A 15,386-nucleotide genomic window follows, 5' to 3' on the forward strand; every position below is an offset into this window, starting at 1 on the left:
GCTCTCTCCTGTGATCACCAGCGTGGTGCTGCCGGTGGCAGGCTGTGTGTCGGAGTTCCAGATTCTTCAACTCGTCGGAGCCACCTGCACGCCGGTAGACGACGTGGTGCACGTTGAGCGCACGCGAGGATGCCGAGAACCAGTTCACCCATTCGTGAACGTCGTCTGGTTGATATTCGGCTCCCTCGATCAGGTCCAGACCACATCCAGCACAGAGTCCCCGTTGTCGTGCGGCCAGCGTCAGGACAAGCCTGCGTTCGGCAGACGGCAACTTCCTTTTGTTGATTCTCTGTTGCCAGTACTCCTGCATCGCGGGGTCGTCCTTGGAGGCATTGGAGCGAACCCTGTCGGACTCTGTTGGTCGATGTGATCTGGGCTTTTGTCGATCAGGCCGCGTGGCTGAGGGCAAGTTGTTCGTAGTGGGAGATTCGTGTCGTGCCCAGCGGGGTTCCGGTCCACCAGGCGTCGAGTCGGTAGAGGTTGAGTGCGGCTGCGGTCAGGACCTGGGCCAGAGAGGTTTTGGCGAGGCCGCGGTAGTGCGTACGCCGGGTACCGGTGCGCCGCACTGCCTGCGAGATGGTGCCCTCCACCCCGGCCCTGGTGTGGTAGCGCTTCTTCCATTCCTCGGTCTGCTGTTCTGCCCGACGTTGTTGGAGGAGTTCGTGCTCTTCGCGCGGGAGCAGTGTCAGGACGCGGTAGGCGGCGGTGGTGCAGGTGTCCTTGGCCGGGCAGCTGGTGCATCCGGCGCCGGAGAAGTCGATGTGACGCGGGGTTCGCCGCCGATGACGGTGTCGCTCCAGCGGGTGCTGATCCGGCCCTGCGGGCAGGTCGCCTGCCGGGTCTGCCAGTCGAGGCGGAAGTCGGTGGCGGCGTAGCCGCTGCCCTGCAGGGCCGGTCGGCCGCCGGGCTGTCTGACCGGCCCGATGACCTCGACGCCCAGTGCACGAGCCTGAAGGATGATCTTCGCGCTGGTGTAGCCGCCGTCCACGTAGTGTTCGGCCGGCTTCAGACCCCGCTCGGTCAAGGACTGGAGGACGGCGGCGGTGAGCCGGTGATCGTCCGTCGCGGCGGGTGCGGTGGCCGTGCACGTGATCAGGTGGGGAAGGTCGTCGTCGCAGCTCTCGGTGAGATGCGTTTTGTAGCCGTCCCAGGCGGATCCCCGCTTCACCCCGCAGCGCGCGTCCCCATCGTGTGGGGAGACGATGCGTGCCGCTCCCGGCGGGCGTTGTTTGTGCCCGCGCCAGCGCACCCCGCGGGCGTCGCGCTGGTACTCCTGGGCCCACACGGTGCGCAGGTGCACGACCGCTTCGAGGTCGGCGAGGTGGGCGGGGGTCGTGGGATCGTCGAGAGTGTCGAGGAGTTCGTAGCCGTCGCCCCCGACGTTCTCGGCGAACGCGGTGCGCTCGGCTTCTCCCTTGGGCAGCCGGTAGGAGTCGGCGCGTTGCCGGTAGCGCGCGAGCCAGTCCGCGTTGACCGCGTGGGTGCCGGCCAGCCAGGCGGGGGCGGCCACCGCCAGGGCCTCCAGGGCGCAGCGCATGGTCTCGGTGACGAACTCCAGCCGGTTCAGGTCACGGATGCGGGCGATGACGTGGGTGGAGTCGGTGCGGGCCCGGCCGCCGGCCCGCAGCAGGCCCCGTTTGCTGCACTGCGCGAGGATGGCGTCCAGGATCTGCTGTTCCAGGCCGTGGGCGATCAGCCGGTCCCGGAACTCGCTGAGCACCGAGAAATCAAGGCCATGGTCAGCGAGTTGGAGGCCGAGGGCGTACTTCCAGTCGATCCGGCCACGCACGGCATCAGCGGCCTGCCGGTCGGTCAGCCGCTCGGCGTACTGCAACACGCTCACCAGCGCCAGCATCCCCGGAGACACGGACGGACCACCTCGATGTGCGAACGCCGCCACGAACCGCTCGCTTTCAAACACCGCCCCGAACTCGTCCCTGATCCGCATGGCCAGACACCCGCGCGGGAACGCAGCACGGGCGACCCTCGCCGTGGACTCAGGCACCGCAGGCGCAGGCAACGGACGCATCGACATGATCTCCCCCCTCGCCCCCAGGAAACAGACCCGACAACGAGCAGTGTCCACCGCACCCGAAGGTCATTTCAGGTGAACCATCACATCGACCAACAGAGTCCTGAAGGGTGTCTTTATTGCCGTACGGTGGTTGACCTGGGGCTTTGTGCTCGCCCAAGTGTGGGCACGATCAGCGATTGTGAGTCTGCGACTGTTCTACCTGATCTTCTGCCGCCTGCTGGGCTGCATCCCCTTGCTGGGCCGATCGACCGCCGCGAAAAACGCCGAGGTCCTTGCCCTTCGTCATGAGGTCGCCGTGCTTCGCCGGGAGATCAAGCGGCCTCGGGCCGAGAGCCGATGGCCACCAGTGCTGTCTCGACCTCGATTACGGTGCCGTCGTCCAGCGGTACTCCGTCGGGGACGACCTCGGTGACCGCGAGTACCGGTGCGCCGGTCCACGCCGTGGTCCAGGTGAACCCGGGCGAGGACCCGGCCGATGTCCTCGCCGGCCCTGGCCAGAGGGAAGGGCGCGGTTTCGAGGAGGGTCACGCGGGTGCCCAGGCCGGTCGCCACCTCCGCTGCCTCGGTGGTCTTGGCGCCCGCCCCGGCATCTTCACCTGCACCGTGCAACGGCCATCTCGTCGGCCGGGGTCCTCACCGAGTCGAGGAGGAGCTGCGCCACGTCCACGACCTGCAGCTCTTCCTTCGCCTTCCCGTCGTTCTTCTTGCCGTTGACGGAGTCGGTCAGCATCACCAGGCAGAACGGGCAGGCGGTGGAGACGATGTCCGGGTTGAGGGACAGCGCCTCGTCCACGCGCTCGTTGTTGATGCGCTTGCCGATCCGCTCCTCCATCCACATCCGGGCGCCGCCCGCGCCGCAGCAGAAGCCGCGCTCCTTGTGGCGGTGCATCTCCTCGTTCCGCAGCCCCGGCACCTTGGCGATGATCTCGCGCGGCGGGGTGTAGACCTTGTTGTGGCGGCCCAGGTAGCAGGGGTCGTGGTAGGTGATCAGACCCTCGACCGGGGTGACCGGGATCAGCTTGCCCTCGTCGATGAGGTGCTGCAGCAACTGGGTGTGGTGGATGACCTCGAACTCGCCGCCAAGCTGCGGGTACTCGTTCGCGATGGTGTTGAAGCAGTGCGGGCAGGTCGCGACGATCTTCTTCTTGGCCTTCTCGACCGTGACGCCTTCCTCGGCATCCTCTCCGAAGGCCATGTTCAGCATTTCGACGTTCTGCTGGCCGAGCTGCTGGAAGAGGAACTCGTTGCCCAGGCGGCGGGCGGAGTCACCGGTGCATGCCTCGTCGCCGCCCATGATCGCGAACTTGACGCCCGCGATGTGCAGCAGCTCCGCGAAGGCCTTGGTGGTCTTCTTCGCCCGGTCCTCCAGGGCGCCCGCGCAGCCGACCCAGTACAGGTAGTCGACCTCGGTGAGGTCCTCGATGTCCTTGCCGACGACCGGCACCTCGAAGTCGACTTCCTTGGTCCACGCGAGGCGCTGCTTCTTGGCGAGCCCCCAGGGGTTGCCCTTCTTCTCCAGGTTCTTGAGCATCGTGCCCGCCTCGGACGGGAACGAGGACTCGATCATCACCTGGTAGCGGCGCATGTCCACGATGTGGTCAACGTGCTCGATGTCCACCGGGCACTGCTCGACGCACGCACCGCAGGTGGTGCAGGACCACAGCACGTCGGGGTCGATGACGCCGTTCTCTTCGAGGGTCCCGATCAGGGGACGCTCGGCCTCGGCCAGCGCGGACGCGGGCACGTCCGCGAGCTGCCCCTCGCTCGCCTTCTCCTCGCCCTCCATGGTCTTGCCGCCACCGGCGAGCAGATACGGGGCCTTGGCATGCGAGTGGTCGCGCAGCGCCATGATCAGCAGCTTGGGCGACAGCGGCTTGCCGGTGTTCCAGGCGGGGCACTGCGACTGGCAGCGGCCGCATTCGGTGCAGGTGGAGAAGTCCAGCAGGCCCTTCCAGGAGAAGTGCTCGACCTGCGAGACGCCGAAGACGTCGTCCTCTGCGGGATCGGTGAAGTCGATCGGTTTACCACCGGAGGTCATCGGCAGCAGCGCGCCGAGCGCGGTCTCACCCTCGGCATTGCGTTTGAACCAGATGTTCGGGAAGGCCAGGAAGCGGTGCCAGGCCACACCCATGTCGGTCTTCAGAGCGACCGTGATCATCCAGATGAAGGATGTCCCTATCTTGATCATCGCCATGAGGTGGATCAGGTTCTGCAACGTGGTGACGCTCGTGCCCCTGAAGGCCACGACCAGCGGATACGAGGCGAAGTAGCCGGCCTCGTAGTGCTCCACGTGGTGCAGCGCGCCTTCCAGGCCCCGCAGCACGTAGATGGCGAGGCCGATGACGAGGATGACGGCCTCGACGAAGTACGCCTGGCCGAAGTTGGAGCCGGCGAAGCGTGACTTGCGACCAGGCTTGTTCGGCTTGTTCAGCTGGCGGATGACGATCAGCGTCAGGATGCCGAGGACCGTCATCACACCGATGAACTCGATGTAGAGCTCGAAGGGGAGGAAGCCGCCGATGACCGGCAGCCGCCAGCGGGCTTGGAACAACTGACCGAACGCCTGCGCCAGGGTCGGTGGCAGTGTCAGGAATCCCATGGCCACGAACCAGTGCGCGACACCGCCGACGCCCCAGCGGTTCATCCGCGTATGACCGAGGAACTCCCGCACCAAGGTCATGTTGCGTGCGTGGGGATCGTTCGTCCGGCTGCCGGCCGGGACCGGCTGGCCGAGTTTGAAGTACCCGACGAACTGACCGATGGCACGTGCCAACAGTGCGACGCCGACCACGGTCAGAAGCAGCGACACGCTGATCGCGGCGAGTTGCATGATGTGCACCTTCAGTGTTGCCGGTTGTCAGCCCTTGCGGGTGTTGATCTCCTCGGTGAGAGCGGGGACGACGTCGAAGAGGTCACCGACGACGCCGTAGTCGACCAGGTCGAAGATCGGGGCCTCGGCGTCCTTGTTGACAGCGACGATGGTCTTCGAGGTCTGCATTCCGGCGCGGTGCTGGATCGCGCCGGAGATGCCGACGGCGATGTACAGCTGCGGGGAGACAGCCTTGCCGGTCTGGCCGACCTGGTTGGTGTGCGGGTACCAGCCCGCATCCACCGCCGCACGCGAGGCACCCACGGCTGCGCCCAGGGAGTCAGCCAGGGCCTCGATGACGGGGAAGTTCTCCGCGCCGCCCACGCCACGACCGCCGGAGACCACAATCGCGGCCTCGGTCAGCTCCGGGCGGCCCGTCGACTCACGCGGCGTGCGGGCGGTGACCTTCGTCCCTGTGGCCTGCTCCGAGAACGACACCTCCAGCGCCTCGACCGCGCCCGCGGCCGGGGCGACCTCCACGGCGGCCGAGTTCGGCTTGACGGTGATCACAGGAGTGCCCTTGGTGACACGGGACTTGGTGGTGAACGCGGCGGCGAACACCGACTGGGTGGCCACCAGGCCCTGGTCACCGGCCTCCAGATCCACGGCGTCGGTGATGATGCCGGATCCGATCCGCAGTGCCAGGCGTGCGGCGATCTCCTTGCCCTCGGCCGAGGACGGTACCAGCACTGCGGCCGGGGAGACCGCCTCGTACGCGGCCTGCAGGGCGTCGACCTTCGGGACGACCAGGTAGTTGGCATACTCGGATGCCTCATGGGTGAGGATTTTGATCGCGCCGTGTTCGGTGAGGGTCGCGGTGGTGTCCCCGGCACCGGCACCCAGGGCGACGGCGACGGGCTCGCCGATGCGGTGGGCGAGGGTCAGCAGCTCCAGGGTGGGCTTGCGGACGGCACCGTTTAGGTGGTCGACGTAGACGAGAATTTCAGCCATGGTTCTTCAGGACTCCCTCTCAGAGGACTTCTGGCTCGCGAGGCGGCTTCAGACGTATTTGCGCTCCGCGAGAAAGGCAGCGAGCTGCTTGCCGCCTTCGCCTTCGTCCTTGACGATCGTGCCCGCAGTCCGGGCCGGACGCTCGGCCGCTGAGTGGACCACCGTCCACGCGCCGCCGAGACCGACCTCTTCCGCATCGATCCCCAGGTCGGACAGGTCCCAGGACTCCATCAGCTTCTTCTTCGCGGCCATGATCCCCTTGAATGACGGGTACCGTGCCTCACCCGACTGGTCCGTCACCGACACCAACGCCGGCAGCGAGGCCTCGACCTGCTCGCCGGCCGAGTCGCCGTCGCGGCGGCCCTTGACCGTGCCGTCCTTCACGGAGACCTCCGACAGCAACGTCACCTGTGGCACGCCCAGCCGCTCCGCCAGCAGCGCCGGCACGACACCGCCGCTGCCGTCGGTTGAGGCCATGCCAGAGATCACCAGGTCGTAGCCGGCCTTCTCGATCGCCTTCGCCAGAACCAGTGACGTTCCGATCACATCCGTGCCATGCAGGTCGTCATCCTCGACGTGGATCGCCTTGTCCGCGCCCATCGACAGTGCCTTGCGCAGGGCGTCCTTGGCGTCCTTGGGGCCGACCGTAAGCGCGGTGATCTCGACGTCGTCGTCTGCGCTTTCCGAGATCCGCAGCGCCTGCTCGACCGCGTACTCATCCAGCTCGGAGAGCAGACCGTCCACGTCGTCCCGGTCGACAGTCAGGTCATCGGCGAAGTGCCGGTCGCCAGCGGCGTCGGGTACATACTTCACAGCGACGATGACCCTCATGCGTCGAGACCTCCGCGCGTGACGAGCTGACTCGCGATGACGTTGCGCTGGATCTCGTTGGTGCCCTCACCGACAATCATCAGGGGCGCATCGCGGAAGTAGCGCTCGACATCGAACTCGGTGGAGTAGCCGTAACCGCCGTGGATGCGTACGGCGTTGAGCGCGATCTGCATGGCCGTCTCGGAGGCGAACAGCTTGGCCATACCGGCCTCCATGTCCACGCGCCGGCCCGCGTCCGCCTCGCGAGCCGCATACAGGGTGAGCTGCCGGGCCGCTGTGAGCGATGTCGCCATGTCGGCGAGGTAGTTGCCGATGGACTGGTGCTTCCAGATCGGCTTGCCGAACGACTCACGTTCCTGCGCGTAGGCGAGGGCGTCCTCCAGCGCGGCCCGGCCGACGCCGAGCGCGCGGGCCGCGACCTGAAGACGGCCGGTCTCCAGGCCCTTCATCATCTGGGCGAACCCCTTGCCCTCGACCCCGCCGAGCACCGCGTCCGCCGGCGCCCGGTAATCCTCGAAAGACAACTCGCAGCTCTCCACGCCCTTGTAGCCGAGCTTGGGCAGGTCGCGCGAAACCGTCAGCCCCGGGCCGTGCTCGACCAGCAGGATCGAGATGCCCTGGTGCGCGGGAGATGCCTGGGGGTCGGTCTTGCACAGCAGGGCGATCAGCTGCGAGCGGCGGGAGTTGGTGATCCAGGTCTTCGCGCCGTTCACCAGGTAGCCGTCGTCGTCCTTGCGGGCGATGGTGCTCATGGCCTGCAGGTCGGAGCCGCCGCCCGGCTCGGTCAGGGCCATGGTGGCGCGGATCTCGCCGGTGGCCATCCTCGGCAGGTAGCGGCGCTTCTGCTCCTTCGTGCCGAAGTGCAGCAGCAGCTTGGCGACGACAGTGTGCCCGCCCATGGCTCCGGCCAGGCTCATCCAGCCCCGGGCCAGTTCCTCGGTGACGAGGACATAGCAGGGGGTCGACACAGGCGTACCGCCGTACTCCTCCGGGACGACGAGGCCGAAGATGCCAAGTTCCTTCATCTGCTCGATGAGGGCCTCGGGATAGGTGTTGGCGTGGTCGAGTTCCCGCACGACGGGCTTGATGTCCTTGTCGACGAAGTCGTGCACCGTTCGGACGATGAGCTGCTCGTCCTCGGACAGGATGTCGAGAGTGCTCATGGAAGGAGATCTCCTTGTTGCGGTCTCTGGTGGGGCGCCGAGGGAGTCAGAGTGCGCCATCGGCCCGCAGGGCGGCGATACGGGCGGCGTCGTAGCCCAGTTGGGTCAGGATCTGCTCGGTGTGTTCGCCGAGGGCGGGGACGGGGTCGTTGCGCGGAGTGGTGCCTGCCAGGTCCACTGGCGGCAGCAGGGCGGCCACCGTCTCTCCGCCGGGTATCCGCACCTGGCGCCAGCGGCCGCGGCCGGTCAGCACGGGATGTTCCAGGAACTGTTTGACGTCGTTGACCGGTGCGTTGGCGATGCCGATCGCGTCCAGCTGTTGCATCACCTCACCGCTGTCCGAGGTCGCGATCCGCTCGGCCAGGATCGCGTTCAGTTCGCGGCGGTGGCTGACACGGGCGGATCCGGTGGCGAAGCGGGTGTCGCCGATCAGGCCAGGGGTTTCGAGGAAGTGCTCGCACAGGGCGTCCCATTCGCGTTCGTTCTGGACGGAGAGCAGTACGTCCTTGCCGTCGGCCGCGGTGTAGGTGCCGTAGGGGGCGATGGTGGCGTGCTGCGTGCCGGCCCTGGGCGGCTGCGTGCCGCTGTACGCCGTGTAGTAGGCGGGCTGGCTCATCCACTCGGCCAGCGCCTCGAACAGCGAGACCTCGACCGCCCGGACGACGCCTCGGGTGACCCTTGTGAACAGCGCTGCGAGAATGCCGCTGTAGGCGTACATACCGGCAGCGATGTCGGCGATGGACACGCCCACCCGGGCCGCCTCCTGGGCGCTGCCGGTCAGTGAGACCAGGCCGGTCTGGCATTGCACGAGCAGGTCGTACGCCTTGCGGTCCGCCCACGGCCCGCTCGTTCCATAGCCGGAGATCGAGCACGGGATCAGCGACGGGAACCGCGTCGCCAGGTCTTCGGCCCCCAGGCCCATGCGGGCGGCGGCGCCGGGGGCCAGGTTCTGCACGAACACGTCCGCCTGCGCGAGGAGTCTTCCCAGGATCTCCCGCCCGTGCTCCGACTTCAGGTCCAGCGTCACCGACTCCTTCGAGCGGTTGAGCCACACGAAGTAGCTGGACTCGCCGTGCACCGTCGTGTCGTACCGGCGGGCGAAGTCTCCGCCGCCCGGGCGCTCCACCTTGATCACCCGCGCTCCGAGGTCGGCGAGCTGGCGAGTGGCGAAGGGAGCGGCCACCGCCTGTTCGACGCTCACGACGGTGATGCCCGACAGTGGCAGGCCATCGGCAGACACTGTGTGTTCGGTCATGCGTTGACCTCCGGAGATGTCGGTAACCGAGCCGGAGTAACATCATGAACACTCATGAGTCCCTGAGTGAAATAGCAATCCGTGATGCCGCCATGCGGGCCGCGGATGGCGAGGAAAGGAAAGCCCCGATGGACGTCAAGCAGCTGAAGGCGCTCATCACAGTCGCCGAGGTGGGCAGTGTGACCCGCGCTGCGGAGCTATTGCACTTGGTGCAGCCCGCCGTCACCCGGCAGATCCGCACCCTGGAGGAGGAGCTCGGTGTGCCCCTCTTCCAGCGCACGAGGCAGGGCATGCGGCCCACCGAGGCCGGCGAGGTCATGGTCGACCGGGCGCGCCGGGCCCTGAACGAACTGGAGCGGGCGCGCGCCGAGGTACAGCCTAGCCCCGGAGAGGTGACCGGCATCGTCACCCTCGGCCTGCTGGAGAGCACGCTCGGCCTGCTCGCCGAGCCGCTGGTGTCGGCCGTCGGCGAAGCCCATCCGGGGGTGGAGCTGCGTCTGATGACCGGCTACTCCGGTCATCTCCAGCAGTGGCTCGACGACGGCGACCTGGACCTGACCTTGCTGTACAACCTGGACAGCACCCCGTCACTCAACGCCCGACCACTGGTGCGGGAACGCCTATGGGCGGTGGCCCCGGTGACCGCCGGGCTGCGCGCCGACCATCCGGTCGCCTTCGCGGAGGTGGCCGCGCACCCCCTGGTGATGCCCGCCTCCGGCCACGCCCTGCGCACCCTGATCGACGCCGCGGCGATCCGATCCGGGAACACGATGGACGTGACGGTGCAGACCAACTCCATGAGCGTGCAGAAACAGCTCGTCCTGGCCGGACACGGCTGGACCATCCTGCCCGGCCTCGGCATCGCCGACGACATCACGAACGGCACCCTCAGCGCCGCTCCCCTGTCCGAGCCCGACGTCTGGCGGTCAATCGTCCTGGGGACCCCGCGCTACGGACGCGTACCGACGGCCGTCGAGGTCGTCGCACGCGAGCTGGTCCGCCAGATCAATGCGGCCGTGTCACTGGGGCGGTGGCCGTCCGCCCAGTTGCGCGCGTCCGACACACCGGACACCGACGTGTGACGCCAGCGCCGCTGCTCCGACGGCCTTGCCGCCGTGGCGCCGGCCGAAGCTTCCCACGACACTCCCTCTGCAAGGATTCCTGTGAGCCACACCGATGATCGAACTGACGCTTTCGCCCGTACCGACGACGGGGTCGCGGTGGCGTACCAGCGCCGGGGCGCCGGCCGTCCGCTCGTCCTGCTGGCGGGCCAGGCGAACAACCATCACTGGTGGGACGGCGTACGCGAGGACTTCCACGACACCCACAGTACGATCACACTGGACTACCGGGGCGCCGGCGCGAGCGACAAACCACGCGAGGGCTACTCCACCCGGCGCTTCGCGGAGGACGTGGTGACCGTCCTCGACGCTCTGGGTGTCGAGCGGGCCGATGTATACGGCACCTCCATGGGCGGCCGGGTCGCCCAGTGGATCGCGGCCGACCACCCGGAGCGCGTTCGGCGCCTCGTTCTGGGGTGCACCTCGCCCGGTGGTCCCCGAGCTGTCGAACGCGACGCCTCGGTGCGACGGGCTCTTGCCCAGCCCGACCCGGACGCCGTACGCCAGATCCTGACCGAACTGATGTACAGCCCTGGCTGGCTCGCGGAACACCCCGGCCCGTATGGCACCCTCGGCGACCCTCACATGCCCGCGCATGCCAGACGCGGCCATCTGATCGCCGGCAACGAGCACGACGCCTGGGACGCGCTCCCCTCCGTCGGTGCACCCACGCTGATCCTTCACGGCGACCAGGACCGACTCACCCCGCCCGAGAACGTCCGGCTACTCGCGACCCGCATCCCCGACGCCCGGACTCACCTCTTCCCCGGAGCCCGGCACGCCTACTTCGAGGAGTGCCGTGGCGCGGCCGGCGCCCTGACCCGCGAGTTCCTCCACTGAGGGTCAGAGCTGGCGTACAGCAGAACTCGCTCCCCCACCCGGCCCACCAAGGTGGGGCAGTCGTCTTCAGCCATGCGGACGCGTCATGCGGCCATCACACAATTCTATTGTTCTTCCGGCTCCATCAGCACTCATGATGTGTGGCACCTCAGCCCCGAGCGGATGGAGTCGCCACGGATGAGCCAGCCCCAAGCAACCGCACCCCCCTCCTGGCAGGAGGACGTATTCACCGCGCTGAAGAAACACGACATCCAGCAGATCGCCTACGTCCCGGACGCGGGTCACTCCCACGCCATCCGTGAGGCACAGCGGGATCCCGCCATCCACGACGTCGTGCTCACCACCGAAGAGGAGGGCGTCGCCGTCGTCAGCGGAGCGTGGCTCGGCGGGCAGCGCGCCGTACTGCTGATGCAGAGCAGCGGCGTCGGCAACTGCGTCAACATGTTGTCGCTGCTGCAGATGGGCCAGTTCCCCTTCCTCGCGCTGGTGACGATGCGCGGGGAGCACGCCGAGTTCAACCCCTGGCAGAGCCCCATGGGCCGCACCACCCAGCAGGCACTGGAGCTCATGGGCATCACCGTCCTGCGCGCCGATGCCCCCGAAGACGTCGGGGAGACCATCGAGGCCGCCCTGGAGTCGTCCTTCGGGGCCGGTGAACGCGTCGCCGTGCTCCTCGGACAGAAGCTGATCGGCCGCAAGAAGTGGGAGCGCAACTGATGGCCGCCACCACCGCCACCGCCACCGCCTCGCCCGCCGTGCCGGACACCCGGCTCGACCGGCGGCGGTTCGTCGCCGACCTGGTCGCCCTTCTTCCCGAGGGCGCCCTCGTCGTCACCGGCCTCGGCTCGCCGAGCTACGACGTCTTCGCAGCCGGCGACCGCCCCGGCACCTTCTACCTCTGGGGCGCGATGGGCGCCGCCGCGCCACTCGCCCTGGGCATCGCCCTCGCCCAGCCGGACCGTCCGGTCCTCGCCGTCACCGGAGACGGCGAACACCTCATGGGAATCGGTACGCTGGCCACGATCGGCGCCCAACTGCCGCCCAACCTGACCGTGGTGGTGCTGGACAACGCCCACTATGGCGAGACCGGCATGCAGCCCAGCCACACCGGACTCGGCACCGACCTCGTCGCCGTCGCCCAGGGCTTCGGCATCCGCGACGCCATGCGGATCACCGACCTCGCGCAAACCGACGACCTCGCTACCCGCATCCGGGCGCGCTCGGCGACCACGTACGCCCAAGTACTCATCGCCACCGACGAACCGCCGCGCGCCCTGCCGCCGCGCGACGGCGCCGCCAACAAGAACTCCTTCCGCGCCGCCCTGGGCCTGAGCACGTTCTGAGCCGCCCAGCGCGACGGGGCCGCCGAATCGAGTACCCCTATGCAACGCTACGACATGTTCATCGACGGAGAGAGCCACCCGCCCTCCACGGAGAACTGGTTCCCCACCGACAACCCCTACCTGGGCACACCCTGGGCCGAGATCGCCCGGGGCGGGCCAAGGGACGTCGACACCGCGGTGCGAGCCGCCCACCGCGCCCTGGGCACCGGCCCGTGGGCCGAACTGACGGCCAGCGCGCGAGGCGCCCTGCTTCACCGCCTCGGCGACACGGTCGCCGCCCATGCCCGGACGCTCGCCGAGACCGAGGTCCGGGACAACGGCAAGCTGTTCACCGAAATGTACGGGCAGGTGAGCTACCTGGCCCAGTGGTTCCACTACTACGGCGGCCTCGCCGACAAGATCGAGGGGACCGTTCCCCCGATGGACAAGAGGGGCTACTTCGCCTACACGAAGAAGGAACCCGTCGGCGTCATCGCCGTCATCACCCCCTGGAACTCCCCGCTTCTGCTCCTGGCCTGGAAGCTCGCACCGGCGCTGGCCGCCGGGTGCACGGTCGTGGTCAAGCCGTCGGAATTCACCTCCGCCTCCACCCTGGAACTCGCCCGTCTCTTCCACGAGGCCGGCCTGCCGCCCGGTGTGTTCAACGTCGTCACCGGCTTCGGCCAGGACGTTGGTGCCGCTCTCGTGGAACACCCGCTGGTCCGCAAGGTCAGCTTCACGGGCTCCGACGCCACCGGCCGCCGGATCAACGAGGCCGCCGCCCGCGACTTCAAGCATGTGAGCCTCGAACTCGGTGGCAAGTCGCCCAACATCGTCTTCGCCGACGCGGACCTGGAAGCGGCCGTCAACGGCGCCGTGTCCGGCATCTTCGCCGCAACCGGACAGACCTGCATCGCCGGCTCCCGGCTCCTGGTGCAGGACATCGTGCACGACGAGGTGGTCGGCCGGCTCCTGGAGCTGGCCGGCACCGCCCGCATGGGCGATCCGATGGACGAGGACACCCAGGTCGGGCCGATCACCACACCCGCCCAGTACGCCAAGGTACTGGACTACATCCGCATCGCCCGCGACGAGGGCGCCCGACTCGCCCTGGGGGGCGAGGCTGCCGCCCGGCCGGAATGCGGCGACGGCTGGTTCGTGGAACCGACCGTCTTCACGGGCGTGAGCAACAGCATGCGCATCGCCCAGGAAGAGGCCTTCGGCCCCGTCCTGGCGGTCATCCCCTTCCGGGACGAGGAGGAAGCCGTCGCCCTTGCCAACGACAGCCGTTACGGCCTGGGCGCGGGCGTATGGACCCGCGACATCGGCCGGGCCTTCCGCATGGCCGAACGCGTCCACTCCGGCACCGTTTGGGTCAACACCTATCGCGCGGTGAGCTACCTGGCCCCCTTCGGCGGCGTCAAGGACTCCGGCATCGGCCGGGAGAACGGCATCGGCGCCATCACCTCCTACCTGGAGGACAAGAGCGTCTGGATCAACACCGGCGCCCCCACCGGCAATCCCTTCGTCCTGCGCTGAAGCGCCGTCCCAAGCCGAAGGGCTGCCCGGAGCCGCACCACCCGAGCGACACGAGCAACGGAGCTTCCCATGTCGCAGAGCCGCACTTCCCCACCCCCCACACCCGACCGTACCCGCGTCATCACGAACGTCATACGCGGGTCTCTGGGCAACCTGGTCGAGTGGTACGACTGGTTCGCCTACGCCACCTTCAGCATCTACTTCGCCTCCGCCTTCTTCCCCAAAGGCAACCAGACGGCGCAACTGCTCTCCACCGCCGTCGTCTTCGCCGTCGGGTTCTTCATGCGCCCGCTCGGCGGCTGGCTGCTCGGTGCCTACGCCGACCGGTATGGCCGCCGGCGTGCGCTGACCCTGTCGGTCACCCTCATGAGCGCCGGATCGCTGACCATCGCCCTCGCACCCGGCCACGACACCATCGGCATGGGGGCTCCGGCTCTGCTGGTCCTGGCCCGGCTGGTCCAGGGGCTGTCCGTCGGCGGCGAGTTCGGCTCCAGCGCCTCATATCTGTGCGAGGTCGCGCCCCCGGGACGGCGTGGCTTCTACTCCAGCTTCCAGTACGTCTCCATCGTGCTGGGCCAGCTCATCGCCCTGCTCGTGGCGATCGGCCTGCAGAGCGTGCTGACCGAGGACCAGCTGCGCAGCTGGGGATGGCGCGTCCCGTTCGTGATCGGTGCCGCGGCCGGTCTGGTCGTGATGTACCTGCGCCGCACCATGGAGGAGTCCGAACACTTCCAGCGGGAGCGGGCACGCACCGCCGTCCAGGACCCCGCAACCCGCGAACGCAAGGGCCTGATCGCCCTGTGCGCCGAGTATCCGCGCCAGCTCATCGCGGTCTTCGGCCTCGCCATCGGCGGCACGGTAGCCTTCTACACCTACACCACGTATCTGCAGAAGTACCTGGTGAACACCGCTGGCATCGCCAAGTCCACGGTCACCGTGATTGGCTTCGCGGCCCTGTTCGTCTACATGCTCCTGCAACCGGCCGTCGGCGCCCTCTCCGACCGCATCGGCCGCCGCCCGGTGATGTTCGCCTTCTCCGGCGGCTGCATACTCCTGACCGTGCCCGTCATGACGCTCCTCGGCCACACCAGCAGCCCCTGGCTCGCCTTCCTCCTCATGACCGTCGCCCTGACCTTCGTCAGCGGCTACTCCGCCCTGGCCGCCATCATCAAGGCCGAGATGTTCCCCACCAAGGTCCGGGCCCTCGGCGTGGGCCTTCCGCACGCCCTCGTCACCGCCACCTTCGGCGGCCTCACCGAACCCATCGCGCTGGCCCTCAAGGACGCCGGTCACGAGACCCTCTTCTTCTGGTACGTCACCGGATGCGTCGGCCTGACGCTCCTGGCCACCCTGATCGTCGGGGAACCGTCCCGCACCTCCCACCTGGACACCACGAAGACACCCGCCGCCCCGCAGCCGAAGAAGACCGCACCCCTCACCTGAACCACGAGGTCACACCC

Annotated in this window: 13 protein-coding genes and 1 pseudogene; 6 read left to right on the forward strand and 8 right to left on the reverse strand. The window is 68.1% G+C overall.

Translation table 11 applies throughout. The features are described from left to right. Nucleotides 1-386: 386 nt before the first annotated feature. The 8 genes and pseudogenes from CGL27_RS51795 to CGL27_RS10430 all read right to left on the reverse strand — a co-directional run bounded on the left by CGL27_RS51795 (nt 387) and on the right by CGL27_RS10430 (nt 9,104). Nucleotides 387-800: a transposase gene (locus CGL27_RS51795; RefSeq protein ID WP_240450961.1), complete on the reverse strand. Its 414-nt coding sequence runs from the start codon at nt 798-800 to the stop codon at nt 387-389. Beyond that, entirely contained in the window at nt 686-1,948 is a 1,263-nt protein-coding gene (locus CGL27_RS10395; RefSeq protein WP_240450443.1) for a transposase, read from the reverse strand. The genes CGL27_RS51795 and CGL27_RS10395 overlap by 115 nt, the downstream gene beginning before the upstream one ends. Before the next feature lie 410 nt (nt 1,949-2,358). Continuing rightward, nucleotides 2,359-2,599: pseudogene (locus CGL27_RS10405) on the reverse strand (FAD-dependent oxidoreductase); the annotation flags it as partial. Between the two features lie 28 nt (nt 2,600-2,627). Continuing rightward, nucleotides 2,628-4,865 (reverse strand): (Fe-S)-binding protein, encoded by a 2,238-nt coding sequence (locus CGL27_RS10410; RefSeq protein ID WP_119986116.1) that lies wholly within the window; start codon nt 4,863-4,865, stop codon nt 2,628-2,630. A 27-nt stretch (nt 4,866-4,892) separates the two neighbouring features. Continuing rightward, a complete protein-coding gene (locus CGL27_RS10415) occupies nt 4,893-5,855 on the reverse strand; it encodes an electron transfer flavoprotein subunit alpha/FixB family protein (protein WP_119986118.1) in 963 nt (320 codons plus the stop codon). Between the two features lie 48 nt (nt 5,856-5,903). Next, complete coding sequence (locus CGL27_RS10420) at nt 5,904-6,686, reverse strand: electron transfer flavoprotein subunit beta/FixA family protein (protein ID WP_119986120.1); 783 nt, start codon at nt 6,684-6,686, stop codon at nt 5,904-5,906. Next, nucleotides 6,683-7,849, reverse strand: coding sequence for an acyl-CoA dehydrogenase family protein (locus tag CGL27_RS10425; protein ID WP_119986122.1), 1,167 nt, complete (start codon nt 7,847-7,849; stop codon nt 6,683-6,685). Before CGL27_RS10425 ends, CGL27_RS10420 begins: the two co-directional genes overlap by 4 nt. Nucleotides 7,850-7,895: 46 nt before the next feature. Then, nucleotides 7,896-9,104, reverse strand: a complete 1,209-nt coding sequence (locus tag CGL27_RS10430) for a CaiB/BaiF CoA-transferase family protein (RefSeq protein ID WP_119986124.1) — start codon at nt 9,102-9,104, stop codon at nt 7,896-7,898. Nucleotides 9,105-9,232: 128 nt separating this feature from the next. Here CGL27_RS10430 and CGL27_RS10435 point away from each other — a divergent pair, with 128 nt between their 5' ends. From CGL27_RS10435 to CGL27_RS10460, 6 genes are all read left to right on the forward strand, one after another. Beyond that, on the forward strand, nt 9,233-10,186 hold the full coding sequence (locus CGL27_RS10435) for a LysR family transcriptional regulator (protein WP_119986125.1): 954 nt from the start codon (nt 9,233-9,235) through the stop codon (nt 10,184-10,186). Between the two features lie 81 nt (nt 10,187-10,267). After that, nucleotides 10,268-11,065 (forward strand): alpha/beta fold hydrolase, encoded by a 798-nt coding sequence (locus CGL27_RS10440; protein ID WP_119986126.1) that lies wholly within the window; start codon nt 10,268-10,270, stop codon nt 11,063-11,065. A gap of 177 nt (nt 11,066-11,242) precedes the next feature. Further along, entirely contained in the window at nt 11,243-11,782 is a 540-nt protein-coding gene (locus CGL27_RS10445; protein ID WP_119986127.1) for a thiamine pyrophosphate-binding protein, read from the forward strand. Continuing rightward, on the forward strand, nt 11,782-12,408 hold the full coding sequence (locus CGL27_RS10450) for a thiamine pyrophosphate-dependent enzyme (RefSeq protein WP_119986128.1): 627 nt from the start codon (nt 11,782-11,784) through the stop codon (nt 12,406-12,408). The genes CGL27_RS10445 and CGL27_RS10450 overlap by 1 nt, the downstream gene beginning before the upstream one ends. Before the next feature lie 39 nt (nt 12,409-12,447). Further along, nucleotides 12,448-13,926 carry an aldehyde dehydrogenase gene (locus tag CGL27_RS10455; RefSeq protein ID WP_119986129.1) on the forward strand — a complete coding sequence of 493 codons (1,479 nt, stop codon included), beginning with the start codon at nt 12,448-12,450 and terminating at the stop codon, nt 13,924-13,926. 69 nt (nt 13,927-13,995) lie between these two features. Continuing rightward, the gene (locus CGL27_RS10460) at nt 13,996-15,369 is read left to right on the forward strand and encodes an MFS transporter (protein WP_119986130.1); all 1,374 of its coding nucleotides are present in this window, start codon (nt 13,996-13,998) and stop codon (nt 15,367-15,369) included. The last annotated feature ends 17 nt before the right edge of the window (nt 15,370-15,386 follow it).

The organism is Streptomyces sp. 11-1-2 (assembly GCF_003595545.1).
GTDB classification, from domain to species: Bacteria; Actinomycetota; Actinomycetes; order Streptomycetales; family Streptomycetaceae; genus Streptomyces; species Streptomyces hygroscopicus_B.